The sequence below is a fragment of the Bacillus sp. NS1 genome (assembly GCF_058248265.1).
On sequence record NZ_JBZAZF010000005.1, the window covers coordinates 1 to 14,883 of the forward strand.

At 42.7% G+C, this 14,883-nt stretch carries 14 protein-coding genes, 2 tRNA genes, 1 pseudogene and 1 riboswitch; of the genes and pseudogenes, 5 read left to right on the plus strand and 12 right to left on the minus strand.

The annotated features are described in order from the left end of the window. Window positions 1-82: 82 nt before the first annotated feature. Both AC4CV5_RS17135 and AC4CV5_RS17140 read right to left on the minus strand, forming a co-directional pair. Window positions 83-156 (minus strand) — tRNA-Gly (locus AC4CV5_RS17135). A gap of 14 nt (window positions 157-170) precedes the next feature. Next, window positions 171-247: transfer RNA gene (locus AC4CV5_RS17140), tRNA-Arg, on the minus strand. Between the two features lie 336 nt (window positions 248-583). On the opposite strand from AC4CV5_RS17140, the pseudogene AC4CV5_RS17145 reads away from it, so the two are divergent. After that, window positions 584-1,437 (plus strand): annotated as a pseudogene (locus AC4CV5_RS17145) (manganese catalase family protein). Between the two features lie 50 nt (window positions 1,438-1,487). Here the strand turns inward: AC4CV5_RS17145 and gmuG are convergent. From gmuG to AC4CV5_RS17185, 8 genes are all read right to left on the minus strand, one after another. Next, on the minus strand, window positions 1,488-2,576 hold the full coding sequence (gene gmuG, locus AC4CV5_RS17150) for a mannan endo-1,4-beta-mannosidase (protein ID WP_490923413.1): 1,089 nt from the start codon (window positions 2,574-2,576) through the stop codon (window positions 1,488-1,490). 18 nt (window positions 2,577-2,594) lie between these two features. Continuing rightward, entirely contained in the window at window positions 2,595-3,542 is a 948-nt protein-coding gene (gene manA, locus AC4CV5_RS17155; RefSeq protein ID WP_490923415.1) for a mannose-6-phosphate isomerase, class I, read from the minus strand. Continuing rightward, the gene (locus AC4CV5_RS17160) at window positions 3,539-4,438 is read right to left on the minus strand and encodes an ROK family protein (protein WP_490923417.1); all 900 of its coding nucleotides are present in this window, start codon (window positions 4,436-4,438) and stop codon (window positions 3,539-3,541) included. Before AC4CV5_RS17160 ends, manA begins: the two co-directional genes overlap by 4 nt. Before the next feature lie 28 nt (window positions 4,439-4,466). Then, complete coding sequence (gmuR, locus tag AC4CV5_RS17165) at window positions 4,467-5,180, minus strand: transcriptional regulator GmuR (protein WP_166854116.1); 714 nt, start codon at window positions 5,178-5,180, stop codon at window positions 4,467-4,469. A 147-nt stretch (window positions 5,181-5,327) separates the two neighbouring features. Beyond that, window positions 5,328-6,725, minus strand: a complete 1,398-nt coding sequence (gene gmuD / locus AC4CV5_RS17170) for a 6-phospho-beta-glucosidase GmuD (RefSeq protein WP_490923418.1) — start codon at window positions 6,723-6,725, stop codon at window positions 5,328-5,330. A gap of 18 nt (window positions 6,726-6,743) precedes the next feature. After that, entirely contained in the window at window positions 6,744-8,072 is a 1,329-nt protein-coding gene (gene celB / locus AC4CV5_RS17175; RefSeq protein ID WP_166854118.1) for a PTS cellobiose transporter subunit IIC, read from the minus strand. A gap of 18 nt (window positions 8,073-8,090) precedes the next feature. Continuing rightward, window positions 8,091-8,423 carry a PTS sugar transporter subunit IIA gene (locus tag AC4CV5_RS17180; protein ID WP_166854119.1) on the minus strand — a complete coding sequence of 111 codons (333 nt, stop codon included), beginning with the start codon at window positions 8,421-8,423 and terminating at the stop codon, window positions 8,091-8,093. Further along, window positions 8,423-8,734, minus strand: a complete 312-nt coding sequence (locus AC4CV5_RS17185; RefSeq protein ID WP_166854120.1) for a PTS sugar transporter subunit IIB — start codon at window positions 8,732-8,734, stop codon at window positions 8,423-8,425. Before AC4CV5_RS17185 ends, AC4CV5_RS17180 begins: the two co-directional genes overlap by 1 nt. A gap of 175 nt (window positions 8,735-8,909) precedes the next feature. Further along, window positions 8,910-9,009, plus strand: a riboswitch (purine riboswitch). 54 nt (window positions 9,010-9,063) lie between these two features. Here AC4CV5_RS17185 and pbuE point away from each other — a divergent pair. Further along, complete coding sequence (gene pbuE / locus AC4CV5_RS17190; protein WP_248602486.1) at window positions 9,064-10,230, plus strand: purine transporter PbuE; 1,167 nt, start codon at window positions 9,064-9,066, stop codon at window positions 10,228-10,230. 15 nt (window positions 10,231-10,245) lie between these two features. Here the strand turns inward: pbuE and AC4CV5_RS17195 are convergent, their stop codons facing one another. Together AC4CV5_RS17195 and AC4CV5_RS17200 are read right to left on the minus strand one after the other, a co-directional pair. After that, a complete protein-coding gene (locus AC4CV5_RS17195) occupies window positions 10,246-10,863 on the minus strand; it encodes a YdhK family protein (protein ID WP_166854122.1) in 618 nt (205 codons plus the stop codon). Between the two features lie 158 nt (window positions 10,864-11,021). Next, window positions 11,022-11,999 (minus strand): HD domain-containing protein, encoded by a 978-nt coding sequence (locus AC4CV5_RS17200; protein ID WP_326222546.1) that lies wholly within the window; start codon window positions 11,997-11,999, stop codon window positions 11,022-11,024. An 81-nt stretch (window positions 12,000-12,080) separates the two neighbouring features. Between AC4CV5_RS17200 and AC4CV5_RS17205 the strand changes: the two genes are divergently transcribed. The 3 genes from AC4CV5_RS17205 to AC4CV5_RS17215 all read left to right on the plus strand — a co-directional run bounded on the left by AC4CV5_RS17205 (window position 12,081) and on the right by AC4CV5_RS17215 (window position 14,877). Beyond that, window positions 12,081-12,560, plus strand: a complete 480-nt coding sequence (locus AC4CV5_RS17205) for a GNAT family N-acetyltransferase (protein ID WP_248602484.1) — start codon at window positions 12,081-12,083, stop codon at window positions 12,558-12,560. A gap of 17 nt (window positions 12,561-12,577) precedes the next feature. After that, window positions 12,578-13,063: a DUF4944 domain-containing protein gene (locus tag AC4CV5_RS17210; RefSeq protein ID WP_248602483.1), complete on the plus strand. Its 486-nt coding sequence runs from the start codon at window positions 12,578-12,580 to the stop codon at window positions 13,061-13,063. Between the two features lie 425 nt (window positions 13,064-13,488). Further along, window positions 13,489-14,877: an alkaline phosphatase family protein gene (locus AC4CV5_RS17215; RefSeq protein WP_166854126.1), complete on the plus strand. Its 1,389-nt coding sequence runs from the start codon at window positions 13,489-13,491 to the stop codon at window positions 14,875-14,877. Window positions 14,878-14,883 lie beyond the last annotated feature (6 nt).

A 14,883-nucleotide genomic window follows, 5' to 3' on the forward strand; every position in this document is an offset into this window, starting at 1 on the left:
ACGCACATCGCTGTGCGATTTTATAAAAATGAATTAACAGGTACGTTTTGTCTTGTTTAGTTTTCAAAGATCATTCTAATAATGGAGCGGGTGATGAGAATCGAACTCACGACATCAGCTTGGAAGGCTGAGGTTTTACCACTAAACTACACCCGCGTGGTATCTTATAATGGCGCGCCCGAGAGGAGTCGAACCCCTAACCTTTTGATCCGTAGTCAAACGCTCTATCCAATTGAGCTACGGGCGCTTATCAAGCGACTTAACTATCATACTATCATTTGAAGTTAAAGTCAAGAAGTTTTTAAAATGTTTTTTGAAGAGCAAATCTTTTTTTCAATTCGACTTTTCTTATTATACACGTTTTTAAAAATTTGTAAACACCTTAGAAAAACTTTTTTGTTTTCCGTTTTGTTTCGTGCTGTTCATCAGCGACGTTTAACAATATACCATGTGTATTTCATTCGGTCAATACTTTTTCTATATTTTTTTTATTTTATTCTTTCACGCTTTATCATGTATAGACTTTATCTCCTTTTACAAAGGATATAAGAAACCAATCACTAGAAAAGAAACGAGGCGTGTTATGTATTACTACAAAGAAGAGCTGATAAATATCATTAAGCCAGATAAGCCAGACCCGGCAGCAGCTAAGGTCCTTCAGGAAATATTGGGCGGTCATTACGGAGAAATGCGTACGATGATGCAGTTTTTTTCCAAAGCTCCAATTTCAGAGGAAAACAAAAACAGTACCGCGATCTGCTCCGTGGCATTTTTTTAGAGGAGATTGCCCACGTTGAACTGGTTCAAAACACAATTAATGCTCTATTAGATGAATCAGGCGGAGAAGGAGTCGGCAGTCAAGGTGCAGATCAGGCACCACTTGATGAAGCGATTAAACATGCTAACCCTCATCATTATATAATTGGGGCGCAAAGTTCCTTACCTGTTGATGCAGGAGGCAATCCGTGGAATGGGTCATGGGTGTATAACCATGGAAACTTAATTACCGACCTATTGGATAACTTGCTTCTTGAATCAACAGGCGTGCTGCAAAAAACAAGAATTTATGAAATGAGCTCGAATCAGACGTTTCGGGAAACTCTTGCTTTTCTGATTGTACGCGACAATGCTCACCAGAATGCGTTTGCGAAAGCGCTCGAGACATTAGGCGTTGAGTGGGCGAAGCTCTTACCTGTGCCGAATTACGACATTAATAAATACCCTGAGTGCAGAAAGTATGTTGAATTAGGCTACCACAATGCGCAGTTTAACTTCAGATTGGATGAGACAAGAATTGGCGAAATCTATCAAGGAACATCCCCGAGCAGAAATGGCGGAGAGTTACAAGTAATAGAGCCTCCGGCAGGGTTCCCTGTTCCAGTGCTTCCGGAAATGCCAAATGAACACAGTCCTGGATTAGGCGATATGAATGCCTGATCAGGTATGAAGGTGCTCAAGAAACTTCTTGAGCACCTTCTGCTTCGTATTCATTCAACGATAGGTGTTAAAGAATCACCATTCCATATCTCTCCCTTATTGAGTGTCCAGCTGTCGTTATATAAAGCTGATGCACCCTTGTTTGCAGCTGGGCTCCACTCGTCATTCCAAGCCAGAAAGTAAATGGTTTTAGGATATTTTTGTTTTATTGCATTGACCAACAGGCTGTAATCGAAGCTGCCGTTTGCATTTTGCGGGCCAACTTCTGTAAAGGCAAATGGTTTGTTAAGCGCTATTAGCTGATCGTATCCGTTAATCGAATAGGCATCTTGAAAATATGCATCTAATCCGACAATATCAACGTAAGACGCCCCGGGGTAAAAATCGGTTTTAAAATCTCGATTGGCGTCGGGAGAATAAACCCATAGCAAATGATCAAGTCCTCTTATGTCGGTCATATAATGATAGATTTTTTTGTAGAGCTGTTTATATAGAGAGATTCTTTCATTATCCTTTTGATTATATGATGTAAGTCCCCACCAAAACCATTCACCGTTCATTTCATGCAACGGCCTGAACAGTACAGGCACACCTTGGTTCTCCAGTTCTTGAAGTCCGTCAGCAATTTTGCTGAGCATGGCATTCAGCCGTTTCCCTTCCGCTGTTGATGCATCTAATATGTTTTTATATTGATCGTTTGTGATCTGTGTTTTAAAATGCCCTGACTGAAAAGCCGGATTCGCCAAGTGCAAACTGATTTGCGGGATTCCTCCGCTTTTCCAATACGAGAGTAAATCGCTATTGCAGCTTACATCAATTGAATCTTCAATGTTTACTGTTTCAAGCCACCCTCTGGCATAATCACAGCCGTAAATAGCAGGTGATTGTCCCGCGGCACTTTGGATTCTTTCAGCTTCGGTCATAGAGAATGTGTCATGACTGTAGCCTCCAAACGCTCCGGAAAGGACCCTGTTTTCTGTTCGATTCGGCAGATGAGCAAGCCAATTCATCACTGCTTGTGTTGTCTGCTGTGCATTAGGATTTACAGGCGACACAGTATGGGCTTCCATTGGTTTTGCTAAAATACAAGACGCAAGTAAAAATAAAATGAGCAAAGAGATCGTAGGTTTCTTAAACAAATGCAATTCCCCCATTCATTAAGGATGAGATATTATCAACTCACATGTTCCTTCTATTGAAAACTCGCCAAATTGGGCAGGCAAAATAAAGTGTGAGCCTGCATTGCACTCATACTGAATACCATTATTTACGATTCGTCCTGATCCGCTCAGAACACTCCCCAGCAAATAAGTTTGATGAGAAGGAAAAACAGCTCGGCCGCTAATTTTCCATTTGTACACTGAGAAATAATCCGATTGTACATAAGCAGTGATCACCACGTTATTATCTTCTTTCACTTTCGGTGTATGCACTTTATCGATATGCGGTATCGTTAAGACTTCGGTGGCCTTTTCTATATGAAGAGTTCTTTTTTTGCCTTGGTCAACACAGCGGTCATAATCGTATACGCGATACGTTGTATCAGAGTTTTGCTGGATTTCAAGGACAAAGGTTCCCTCACATATAGCATGAAGCGTACCGCTTGGGACATAAAAGAAATCTCCGGGCTTGATTTTGATGCGTCTCAGCAGCCCATTCCAATCCCCGCTTTCTATTTGTTGTTTGAACTCTTCCTTTGTGCTTGCGTGATGGCCCAAAATCAGTTCGGCGTCATCTTTGCAATCAATAATATACCAGCACTCCGTTTTTCCGAGATCACCGTTTTCATGCAGTATCGCATAATCATCATCAGGATGTACTTGCACGGAGAGATCCATAGTGGCGTCCAGCAGCTTTACCAGCAGCGGAAACACCTTTCCATCTGGAAAACCGAAAACCTCCGGATGATCCTGCCATACTTGATTTAGTGTCTTTCCTGCCATCGGCCCGTTTTTAACAACCGACGAGCCATAGGCATGTGCAGAAACGGCCCAGCATTCACCTGTTCTAACTGAGGGTATTGCGTAGCCGAAAACGTCACGAAGCTTTGTTCCTCCCCATATTCTTTCTTTAAAGATAGGCTCCAAAAATAAAGGGTGCCTCATGACCGCACCTCCCCCGATGCTGATTCTGCTTGAAAGGCCTGATTCGCTAAAACAAGCGTGCCGATAATTCCAGCGTTACCGCCTAAACGTGGAGATACAATATAATCACTTATACTTTTCGATAATTCAGAAAAATCAAAGTAGCTGTTCATGATTTTCGGAACATATTGATAAATATAAGGAAACACTTGTTTCTGATTCATGACGCCGCCGCCAAGAATGATTTTTTTAGGTGCAAGGATCAAAATATACTGAGCCAGCGCTTGGGCAATATAGTACCCTTCCAGTTCCCAGACTTGATTGATATCAGATAAATCAGCAGCTTTTTTTCCCCAGCGCGCTTCTATGGCGGGACCGGAAGCCAAGCCTTCAAAGCAGTCCTTATGATATGGGCACTTCCCTTGGTATTCATCCTCCGGGTGCCTGCGAATATAAATATGACCCATCTCTGGATGTGACAGCCCCTGAAGAAGCCGGCCCTCTACAATAGCTCCTGCGCCAATGCCAGTTCCAATCGTCATATACAGGCAGCTGTCTATATCCTTCGCTTCACCGAAAAGGAATTCACCCAGCGCCGCAGCGTTGACATCTGTATTAAATCCGACTGGAATTTCCATTTCATTCTTAACGGTCTGCAAAAAGGGATAGTGTCTCCAGCCTGTTTTCGGCGTGGCTGTAATGGTTCCGTAGGTTTTACTGGTTTTATCGTTATCAACGGGACCAAAGGAGCCGATGCCGATGGCCTGTAATGAGAATTGGCGAAAATATTGAATGACTTTCTCTATCGTTTCATCCGGCATCGTTGTGGGGATCTCTAGTCGGTCAATGATCGTTCCATCCTCTTTACCGACGGCACAAACAAATTTTGTGCCGCCTGCTTCAATACCGCCAAGCATACAGATGGCCTCCTTGTTATCTCTGCGATCAGCGCCGTATGTTTACCGAAGTGACGACAAACTTGTCATGCCGATGACGTGAAAAGGAATATTCAAATGGAATGCCATTATCTAAGAAGCCCACATGTTCGACTTCAAGAATTGGATCATCCTGTTTGCAGCCCAGATGCTCCTGGTCAATATGATCAGATTTACATGCCCTGATTTTTCGATGCGATCCGGCTATTTTCAGCTGCAGCTCGTTTGTGATGTGGTTGTAGACCGAATCATGAAGGACATCATCATTAATGCCCGGTATTAAATGAGTCGGCATATATGTTTTTTCCAATACATAGGGCTCTCCCTCTACAATCCGCAGCCGTACAACATAATAAACCGGTGTTTTCTGATCAATGGACAAATGAGCAGCTACGTCTTCTGTGGGAAATTGCACTTCAAACTGAATGATCTTGCTTTTGATTTCCTTATCTTTCAGCAAGTTGGTCAATCCGAGGATTTCATTACTCACGACATGGACATGGTCATCTTGTATCGCTGATTGAATAATAAACGTGCCATGACCCCGTTTTCTAAACAGCAGCCCTTCGGCAACCAAATTATCCAAGGCTCTTTTCATCGTCATGCGGCTTGAGTTGAACTCTTTTGCAAGAGATACTTCATCGGGAATGGGCTGATCGATTGGATATACGTTATTTTTAATTCTATTTCTCATTTCATTTGCAATGATTTCGTATTTATTCATTGGTATCCTCCGGCAGCTGTTAGAGTTTAATATCACATAAGCTTTTACGGATATCATAAGTTCTTTTCCCTATTTCATCAATGTTGCGGCTGGTTGTAATCTCTATTCATCATGATGATTGCCGGAAGATCAGTATCCTTCGAAAATCTAAAAACCGTTTTGCTCAGCTACCTTTTTGAACCATTTTCCGCTCTTTTTGACGGTCCTTTCCCCGTCTTTTTCGAGATTGACTGATACAAACCCGTATCGGTTTTTATAGGCATTTGTCCAAGACCAGTTGTCCATAAACGTCCATAAGTGATAGCCTTTTACGTTCGATCCTTCCTGGATGGCACGGTGAATCCATTTGAGGTGCTCTTTTATAAACTCGATCCGGTACTCATCTTGAATAATGCCTTGTTCATCCCTGAAGCGTTCCTCGCCTTCGACTCCCATGCCGTTTTCCGAAATAAAGCACTCGATGTTCCCGTAGTTTTCTTTTAAATTGATCAAAATATCATAAACGCCTTTTTCGTAAATCTCCCAGCCGCGATGCGGATTCATTTTGCGGCCCGGCATGACGTAAGGATCAAAATACCTGTCCGGCAAAAAAGGAGCGTCAGGATTCGGAAGATGTTCTTTTGCTTTTACACGTCTCGGCTGATAATAATTCACACCCAACAGATCGACCGTATTGTGTTTGATGACTTCAAGATCTTCTTTCTTATAATCAGGCACAAAGCCTTCGCTCTTCAAAATCTCAACCAGCTCTTTTGGGAATTCCCCTTTAACAGAAGGGTCTAAAAAGGATCTGTTAAAAAATGCATCTGCTATTTCTCCGGCCTTCACATCCGCCGGATGACTGCTTCTCGGGTATGAAGGCGTCAAATTTAAGATGATGCCGATTTTTCCGTCCTGCTTCATCTCCCTATATGCCTGAATGACACGGGCACTTGATAGCATTGTGTGAAACCCGACCTGGACAGCCTCTTTAAAATCGACTTTGTTTGGATAATGAAAATCATATAAGTATCCGCCTTCTACGGGGACGATCGGTTCATTATGCGTAAACCATTTTTTCACCCGGCCGCCAAACAAACGGAAACACGTACCTGCATAGTTTTCATAAGCGTCAACCGTTTCTCTGTTTACCCAGCCGCCGGTTTTTTGAAGTTCCATCGGCATATCAAAATGAAACAAATTGACAAAAGGCTCAATTCCGTTTGCGATCAACTCATCAATGACGCTACTATAAAAATCTGCAGCTTTCGTATTGATCTCTCCTGTTCCGTCCGGTATTAAACGCGACCAGGAAATCGACATCCGGAACGAGTTGTGGCCAAGCTCCTTCATCAGCCTGATATCTTCTTTATAGTTGTCGTAAAATTGAGATGTGGCAGCGGGCCCAACATGATCGAAAAAACGATGCGGTTCTTTTTCAAACCAGTAATCCCATATATTCTGCCCTTTTCCGTCTCTATCGGCGGCACCCTCCGTTTGTGTTGCTGAGGCAGATGATCCCCACCAAAAATCTTTCGGAAAACGATATTGTTCTGTTTGTGTCAAGGTCTCTCTCCCCTTATGTCACATTTTGATATTGTTATCATTTTGCTGAGCAGCTGTTTCCTTAACAGCCTGTTCTTTTTCCTTTGCCAGATTTAATTTATCCATCGCTTTCAGGAACGGAAACCATATCACGAAGACAATCAGCAGATTGACAAGCTGCATGACGCCACCCATGATCGAGTTCGTTGCCATGATGCCATTAATGAATAATGGAACCGTCCACGGTACCGTAACACCAGTCGGAGGCGGAACGAGCCCGGCTGACATGGCCAGATAGGTGACGAGCGTAACTACCATCGGCGCCAATACCCAAGGCACAATAATGATCGGGTTCATGACAATCGGAAGCCCGAAGATAATCGGTTCATTTACGTTAAAAATACCGGGAGCGAGGCCAAGTTTAGAAACTTGCTTCATCTGCCTGCTTTTCATGAATATGAGAATGGTAAACACAATCGCAAGCGTCATCCCGGTTCCGCCCATCCCTACTGTATAAATCTCCATAAACGGTTTTGAAATAATATGCGGGATTTCTTTTCCCGCCGTGTAAGCAGAAAGGTTTTCTACCTGCAGGGTATTCCAAATCGGGTCCATCACGGAGTTGATAATAATCTGTCCGTGCAGTCCGAAAAACCAAAGGATTTGAATGAAAAATACGGCAATCAGCGTCGGGATGATACCGCTTCCAAGTCCGACAAGCGGAGCCTGAATCGCATGGTAAATGACGTCATGCATATTTGTTTTAAAAAGCTGAGTCACCAGAACGTTAATCAGCAAAAACACGGTTAAAGTTATAAAAGCCGGAATAAGTGCGGCAAATGATTTTGCTACAGCGGGCGGAACACCGGCAGGCATTTTGATCGTCAGGTTTTTTTGAACAATTCTTCTGTAGATTTCACCAGCAAGAAATGCCGTAATCATGCCAAGAAACATCCCTTTTGCACCGAGACGGTCGACCGGGATAACCCCTGTAATGGCATCTCCTGTTTCCGGCTGAACGATAAATGGCGTTAAGAGCAAAAAGGAAACCAAAGCGATCGCGCCGCCAAATACAGCTTCGACCTGATAGCTTTTTGACAGGTAATAGCCTATCCCGAAGACAACAAAGACAGACATAATGCCCATAGTCGCCGTGGAGGCAATGCCGAATTGAGACTGAAACGATGTCAGCATTGAGGCATTCATGATTTTGTTTAAAAATGGCAGGTTCGTTAACACCACAAAAATGGACCCGAATATCGTAAGCGGGAAAGCCAGCATAAATGCATCACGCAGCACTTGCAAATAGCGGTTGTTGTTTAACCTCCCTGCAATTGGAACAAGGAATTGGCTGATTTTTTCGAACACCCTATCCACCCCGATTGTTTATAGATTCTTTGTTTTAAAGAGATCAAGCAGTTCTTTCACTAATTCCTTCATGGTCAATGTTGACATCAGGTGATCCTCCGCATGCATAAGCAGCAAGGAGAAAGCCGCCTCTTGCCCGCCGGATTCTTTCTGTATCATTTGAAAGTGAATGTCATGGGCCGCGGATAAATCCTGCTCAGCTTTGGCAATGAGGGCATCCGCCTTCTCCATGTTCCCTTCTTTGTAGGTGCGCAGTGATTGTATGAGGCAGCTGCGGGCATTGCCGCTGTGAAGGATAAGCTGAAAACTGATTTGTTCGTCTGTTAAATCCGTGATTTTCATCTGTTCCATTATTGATTCTCCATTAATGACAATGCCTGCTCATACGCTTTTTTGCCATCTGCCATTCCGTAGGCCATCATGTCAATGACTTCAACCTGAATATTGTATTGATCCGCCTCTTTTTGCAGTTCGCTTTTCAGAAAGCTCATTTGTGGGCCGATCAAAACAGCATCCGCTTCTTTCATGTCTTCTTTCGCCTTATCTTGGCCGACTGCCCAAATCTCCGCTTCCTCTCCAATGGATTGTGCGTATTCCTTCATTTTTGTCACCAATAAGCTTGTGGACATTCCTGAACTGCACGCAAGTAATATTTTTTTCAACTGCTATCCCCCCTTATGGTTAAAACGCTTACAATTTTTATTATAGTCATTTATATTTAAATGTCTATACTTTTAAAAAATAAATATAATCATATACTCGTCCGGTTCACCGCTTTGTAAAATTTTCTATGGAAGATTCATTCATAATGTGGTACACTCATCACGGAAACGAATCAATTAAATAGCTATTATCACTTGTATAACCTCAATAATATGGTTTGAGGGTGTCTACCAGGAACCGTAAAATCCTGATTACAAAATTTGTTTATGACATTTTTTGTAATCAGGATTTTTTTATTTGTCAAAACATTTAAGTAAAGGAGTTTGTTATGAATTTTAAAGTTTTCCTGCTTGCAGCTTCTACGATTGCAGTCGGATTGGTTGAATTAATTGTGGGAGGGATTCTTCCTCAGATCGCAAATGATTTAGACATTTCCATTGTCTCAGCCGGGCAGCTGATCAGTGTGTTTGCGCTGGGATATGCAGTGTCAGGGCCGCTGCTTTTGGCATTGACTGCGAAGATTGAGCGGAAGCGTTTATATTTAATTGCCTTATTTGTTTTCTTCCTTAGCAATCTTGTGGCCTATTTCAGCCCTAATTTTGCAACGCTGATGGTATCAAGGGTATTGGCTGCGATGAGTACAGGGCTGATTGTTGTACTTTCTTTAACGATTGCCCCAAAAATTGTAGCGCCTGAATACAGAGCGCGCGCCATTGGAATTATTTTTATGGGATTCAGCTCCGCTATCGCATTAGGCGTGCCGCTCGGCATCTTAATCAGCGATTCCTTCGGATGGCGCATTTTGTTCCTTGGCATCGGCCTGTTGGCGCTGGTTTCCATGCTGATTATTTCAATCTTCTTTGAAAGAATACCCGCGGAGAAAATGATTCCTTTCCGGGATCAGCTCAAGACGATTGGCAATCTGAAAATCGCGAGTTCACACCTCGTCACGATGTTTACATTAGCGGGTCACTACACGCTATACGCTTACTTTGCACCGTTTTTAGAAGAGACTCTTCACCTGAGCTCTTTCTGGGTCAGCGTTTGTTATTTCCTTTTCGGGATATCTGCTGTGTGCGGAGGTCCTTTCGGCGGTGCGCTTTCTGACCGGCTTGGTTCCTTTAAGAGCATATTGCTGGTGACCGGTTCCTTTGCCATCATTATGTTCTTACTGCCGCTGTCAACATCGTCTATGATTTTCTTTTTGCCTGTCATGGTAATTTGGGGACTTCTGAGCTGGAGCCTCGCCCCCGCTCAGCAAAGCTATTTAATTGAAATCGCACCAGATTCGTCTGACATTCAGCAAAGCTTTAACACGTCTGCCCTCCAAGTCGGAATTGCTCTTGGCTCAGCCATTGGCGGTATTGTTCTGGATCAAACGGGAACTGTTGTCTCAACGGCATGGTGCGGCGGATCGATTGTCATTATCGCTGTCCTGTTTGCCTTAATTTCGTTAACAAGACCTGTTCAGACAGCAAAAAAATCCTCCTTGTAAAAGGAGGATTTTTTATTATTTCGCTGCAAGCTCGTCTTCGGTCACCCATTTGTGGTTTTTCACTTTTTCACCGCTTGTTGTCGATGTATAGTCAACCATGTATACGGTTGTTTTTTCTGCTGAGTCGATCTCGGCTGTTGCTCCCTTCATGCCTTTCATATGTGAAGCCTCTAAAATCACCTGATCTCCGGGATTTAACGTTTTATCTCCGGCATCTTTGATCTCTTCTTGGATCACCCATTTGTGATGATCCACGCGCTGTCCTCCATTTGTCGGAGTGTAAGAGACAACATACGCCGTTGTGTCATAGGCTCCTGTCACTGTAGCTTCGGCACCTTTCATGCCTTTCATATGAGATGCATTGATGACCACTTGGCTGCCTACTTTATATTTCGGATGTTTAGATTCCTGTAATCCCTCTGGTACATCAGCTGATCCGGAATGCTCCATTTCTTCATGTGATGATGAATCTGAATGATTTTCATGAGTGTTTTCTTTCGTGCTATTGTTATTGCCGCAAGCTGATAAAACAAAAATAAGAGATAACATCAGAATTCCCAGTGCTTTTTTAGAGACTTTCATGTTCATTCTCCTTTGCTTCATTTTTTTCTGTGATTTTTGCCCGCAGACCATGAAACCGCATATCCGCAAGCAAACATGCTCTCTCGATAATACTATACCCCCGAACGGTATGTAAATACGCTGATATTCTCATAAAACGTTCCCGCAGTTTGTCCTATTCCCTTTGATTTGCTTAATCAAACTTGAAAAAAGCCGCTGTTACACGGCAATCAGTGATGCAACACTTTTATATACACACCTTTTTTTGCTTTTTGATAAGCGGCCTCTCCCATTTTTCTGACGTTTTCAGATACAGCAGAGGCTTTGACCCATTCGTCATGATGAAAAATGGATGGATCGATGAGCCGCATTTTCTTCTTTTGATGGAAATCGTACTGGAAGTTATCTTCTTTTACTTGGATACGGGGATGAATATGTTTAAGCAAGCTCAGTACTTCTTCATTTTTTGATGCGTGCAGGATGTTCAGCACCTCTTGATCCGTTTTCAGCAGATCCTCTGGGGATATGACTTTATGCCGCAGCGCGGCCTTCAACGTTCGCGCTAAATATTCATATCCATATACATTCACGGGATTCAAAAAGAAATCTATCACTTCCTTGTAATACACCGTGACAAACCATTCGGCGGCTTCGATACCTTCCGGAAACATCCTTCCATTTCTCACAATAAGATGATCCAAAAAAGTTTGTGCTTCGTGCAAACTAATGTGCCCATATCGGTACATATCCCGCAGCGTATAGTCTGTCCGATCGGCACAGAGCTCCGGTGCGGGCTGTTCCAGCAATGTCCATCTCGTATCGTCTGATAAAAGTTCTTCGGCATCATAACCGTGTTTTCTTAGAATACCCGGGATCTCAGAGTGAACAATGACTTGTTGAAAGATGTTTTCATGGTAGTCTTCCGCCTCATTTTCAAAGACAACATCAATTACATGGGAAAAAGCCGTGTGTGACACATCGTGGAGCAGGCCTGCAATCTGCTCTTCTACGGTTCCTCCGAGCTTTTTAATAAGGAGCATCACGCCGATGGAGTGCTCATACCGGGTCACATTCCACTTTTGATTGACTAAAAAGCTTGCTCCGCCTTGGTAGATTCCTTTTAATCTTTGCACCGGCGCGCTCTTGATAAGCTCTTCCAGCACCCCGTCTACATGGTGTTGCCCGTAAATGACATCGTTGATTTTCATGCCGTCACCTCAATATCTATTTTCTTATTGTTATTTATTGTATATATTGATATTACATATTTTCTAGTAAGGGGGGTTAAGATGAAGATCGTCTCAAGCAGTGAGTTGTCGAAACATTTGATGACCGATTTTTTTGCCAAGCATTGGGGTTCACCCGAGATGGTGATTTCCAGCGGCATTTTTCGATGTGATGAATTAGATGGCTATGCCGCTGTAGATGGGAGTGGCGAAATCATCGGTTATATTACTTACGTGATACATGGAAAAGATTGTGAAATCATTTCATTAGATAGTATCATTGAAAAGAAAGGAGTCGGCACAGCTTTACTGCATCAGGTTGAAGAGACGGCTAAACATGCACATTGTCATCAAATAAAGCTTATCACAACGAATGATAATGTACATGCGATGGCGTTTTATCAAAAGAGAGGCTATCAATTCGCCGCATTGTTTCCGAACGCAGTTGAAAAAGCGAGGCGCCTCAAGCCAGAGATTCCCGAGAAAGCTGATAATGGCATTTTGATTCGGGATGAAATTCTTTTTTCAAAAGTAATTGATTAAACAAATAGGAGTTTTTTATGTCCAGTTCTTTTAAATACCCTCTCATTTTCACAGCAACTTTATTATTGGCTTTCTGCTTGATCTTCTTTTCCTATCAGCTGATTCATCATGTGCGATTGGAGTATCCAAATTGGCAGGGAGAAAGCAAAGATCAGAATTGGGAAGCTGTTTTTACAAAAAATGAAGATGCTCTGAATGAATACAGCGGCAATCTATATTGGATCGGTGATACGGCTGAAGCAGACATCACTTATGTGGAATCACTGATTGTAAAAAAAGATGATGAGGTTTTGCTGAGTTCTGATACAGAAATCCCCATGCGTGATTATTCCGGCGGCACTTCTCGTGATGGGAGCGCAAAAGAAAAGTCCGTTTCTTTTTTAGAGCGGTTGGATGAACATGAGCTTAAAGGCCATGATATTACGATTGAGGTAAAATGGAAGCAAGGTGATCATTATGCTGCAAGTCATTTTACCCTTAATGAAAAGACCTTGTTTGATTAAAAGCAGGGATTCTCCCATAGAGATCCCTGCATGCCGCTTACAAATTGTCCGGTAAATGGTATAGATACTTCTTTAAGGCGTCTGTAAGACACTTTAGACTTGTATAGATCAGCGGCTTACCTTGTTCACCCATTCTCCCGTTGACTGAAATGCCAGTCTCTCTTTCTCAATTGTAAATGGTGTATTGCCCCCTCCTAATTCCCGCACGATTTTCGCTTTGTCTATTTCTGTTCGAGATGAATGAAAAGTTCAGCTGCCTTCTCTTTTATCACTGGATGAGATTAGCCCCCTCGCTTTTCTGCAATTATTCGTCATCCTCTTATTCTTGTAAATCCAATCTTTAAAATCGATTAATACTAGCTTAACAGTTTAAAAATATAATGGGGTTGTCATTGAGATTCATCTATTTTTAGGAGGTTATCCAGTTGAAAAAATTCCCGAAGAAATTACTGCCTATAGCGGTTCTATCATCTATTGCGTTCAGCAGCTTAGCCAGCGGCAGTGTGCCTGAAGCCAGCGCCCAGGAAAAGAAAAAGGGGAATCAAAACGAAATTAAAAATGTTATCGTTCTGATTGGTGATGGTATGGGTGTGTCCTATACGTCTGCACATCGCTATTTAAAAGATAATAAAAAGACAAAGTTTGTAGAGCCTACCGCCTTTGATCAATACCTTGTCGGCCAGCAAACGACTTACCCTGAAGATCCAGAACAAAATGTAACAGATTCTGCATCTGCAGCAACGGCTATGTCAGCCGGGATCAAAACATATAACAATGCAATTGCCGTGGATAACGATGGTTCAGAAGCCAAAACGGTACTTGAAGCAGCAAAAGAGAAAGGAAAATCAACAGGGCTTGTGGCCACTTCAGAAATTACACACGCCACTCCGGCCTCTTTCGGTTCACACGATCACAGCCGAAAAAATATGAACTCGATTGCCGATGATTATTATGATGAAATGGTCAACGGCAAGCACAAAATTGATGTGCTGCTTGGCGGAGGAAAAAGCAATTTTGACCGGAAAGACCGCAATTTGATTAAAGAATTCAAAAAAGCGGGATACAGCTATGTGGATAACCGCAAGGACATGCTGAACAATAAAGACAGCCAAGTTCTCGGCCTATTCGCTGACGGCGGCCTGCCTAAAAAGATTGACCGTACGAAGGATATCCCTTCATTAAAAGATATGACAAACACAGCGATTAAAAAATTAAACAAGGATAAAGACGGGTTCTTTCTCATGGTGGAAGGCAGCCAGATTGACTGGGCGGGCCATGACAATGATATCGTCGGCGCCATGAGTGAAATGGAAGACTTCGAACAAGCTTATAAGGCGGCTATTGATTTCGCCAAAAAGGACAAGCATACATTGGTTGTCGCAACGGCTGACCACTCAACCGGTGGATACTCCATCGGTGCGGACGGCATCTACAACTGGTTCAGTGAACCAATTAAAGCCGCAAAGCGCACACCTGACTTTATGGCAGAAAAAATCGCTGACGGCGCGGATGTTGAAAAAACATTAAAAACGTATATTGACCAAAAGAAATTGGCTTTAACTGAATCAGAAATTCAATCTGTTGAAAAAGCCGCAAAATCGAAAGAAGTGCTTGAAATCGATAATGCGATCGAGGAGATTTTCAATAAACGCTCTCACACTGGATGGACGACAGGCGGACATACTGGTGAAGATGTTCCCGTCTATGCGTACGGACCGTCTAGTGAGACATTTGCCGGCCAAATCGATAACACAGAAATCGCCAAAAATGTCTTTAAGGCTTTACAATACAACATTAAGATTAACGATAAGTAAAAGAAT

What these genes read in the sequence shown, in the direction of transcription:
- pbuE (WP_248602486.1), top strand. Translation starts at nt 9,064, where the DNA reads ATGAATTTTAAAGTTTTCCTGCTTGCAGCTTCTACGATTGCAGTCGGA.
- AC4CV5_RS17200 (WP_326222546.1), bottom strand. Translation starts at nt 11,999, where the DNA reads ATGAAAATCAACGATGTCATTTACGGGCAACACCATGTAGACGGGGTG.
- AC4CV5_RS17210 (WP_248602483.1), top strand. Translation starts at nt 12,578, where the DNA reads ATGTCCAGTTCTTTTAAATACCCTCTCATTTTCACAGCAACTTTATTA.
- AC4CV5_RS17160 (WP_490923417.1), bottom strand. Translation starts at nt 4,438, where the DNA reads ATGCTTGGCGGTATTGAAGCAGGCGGCACAAAATTTGTTTGTGCCGTC.
- AC4CV5_RS17180 (WP_166854119.1), bottom strand. Translation starts at nt 8,423, where the DNA reads ATGGAACAGATGAAAATCACGGATTTAACAGACGAACAAATCAGTTTT.
- manA (WP_490923415.1), bottom strand. Translation starts at nt 3,542, where the DNA reads ATGAGGCACCCTTTATTTTTGGAGCCTATCTTTAAAGAAAGAATATGG.
- AC4CV5_RS17195 (WP_166854122.1), bottom strand. Translation starts at nt 10,863, where the DNA reads ATGGTCTGCGGGCAAAAATCACAGAAAAAAATGAAGCAAAGGAGAATG.
- AC4CV5_RS17205 (WP_248602484.1), top strand. Translation starts at nt 12,081, where the DNA reads ATGAAGATCGTCTCAAGCAGTGAGTTGTCGAAACATTTGATGACCGAT.
- gmuR (WP_166854116.1), bottom strand. Translation starts at nt 5,180, where the DNA reads ATGAATAAATACGAAATCATTGCAAATGAAATGAGAAATAGAATTAAA.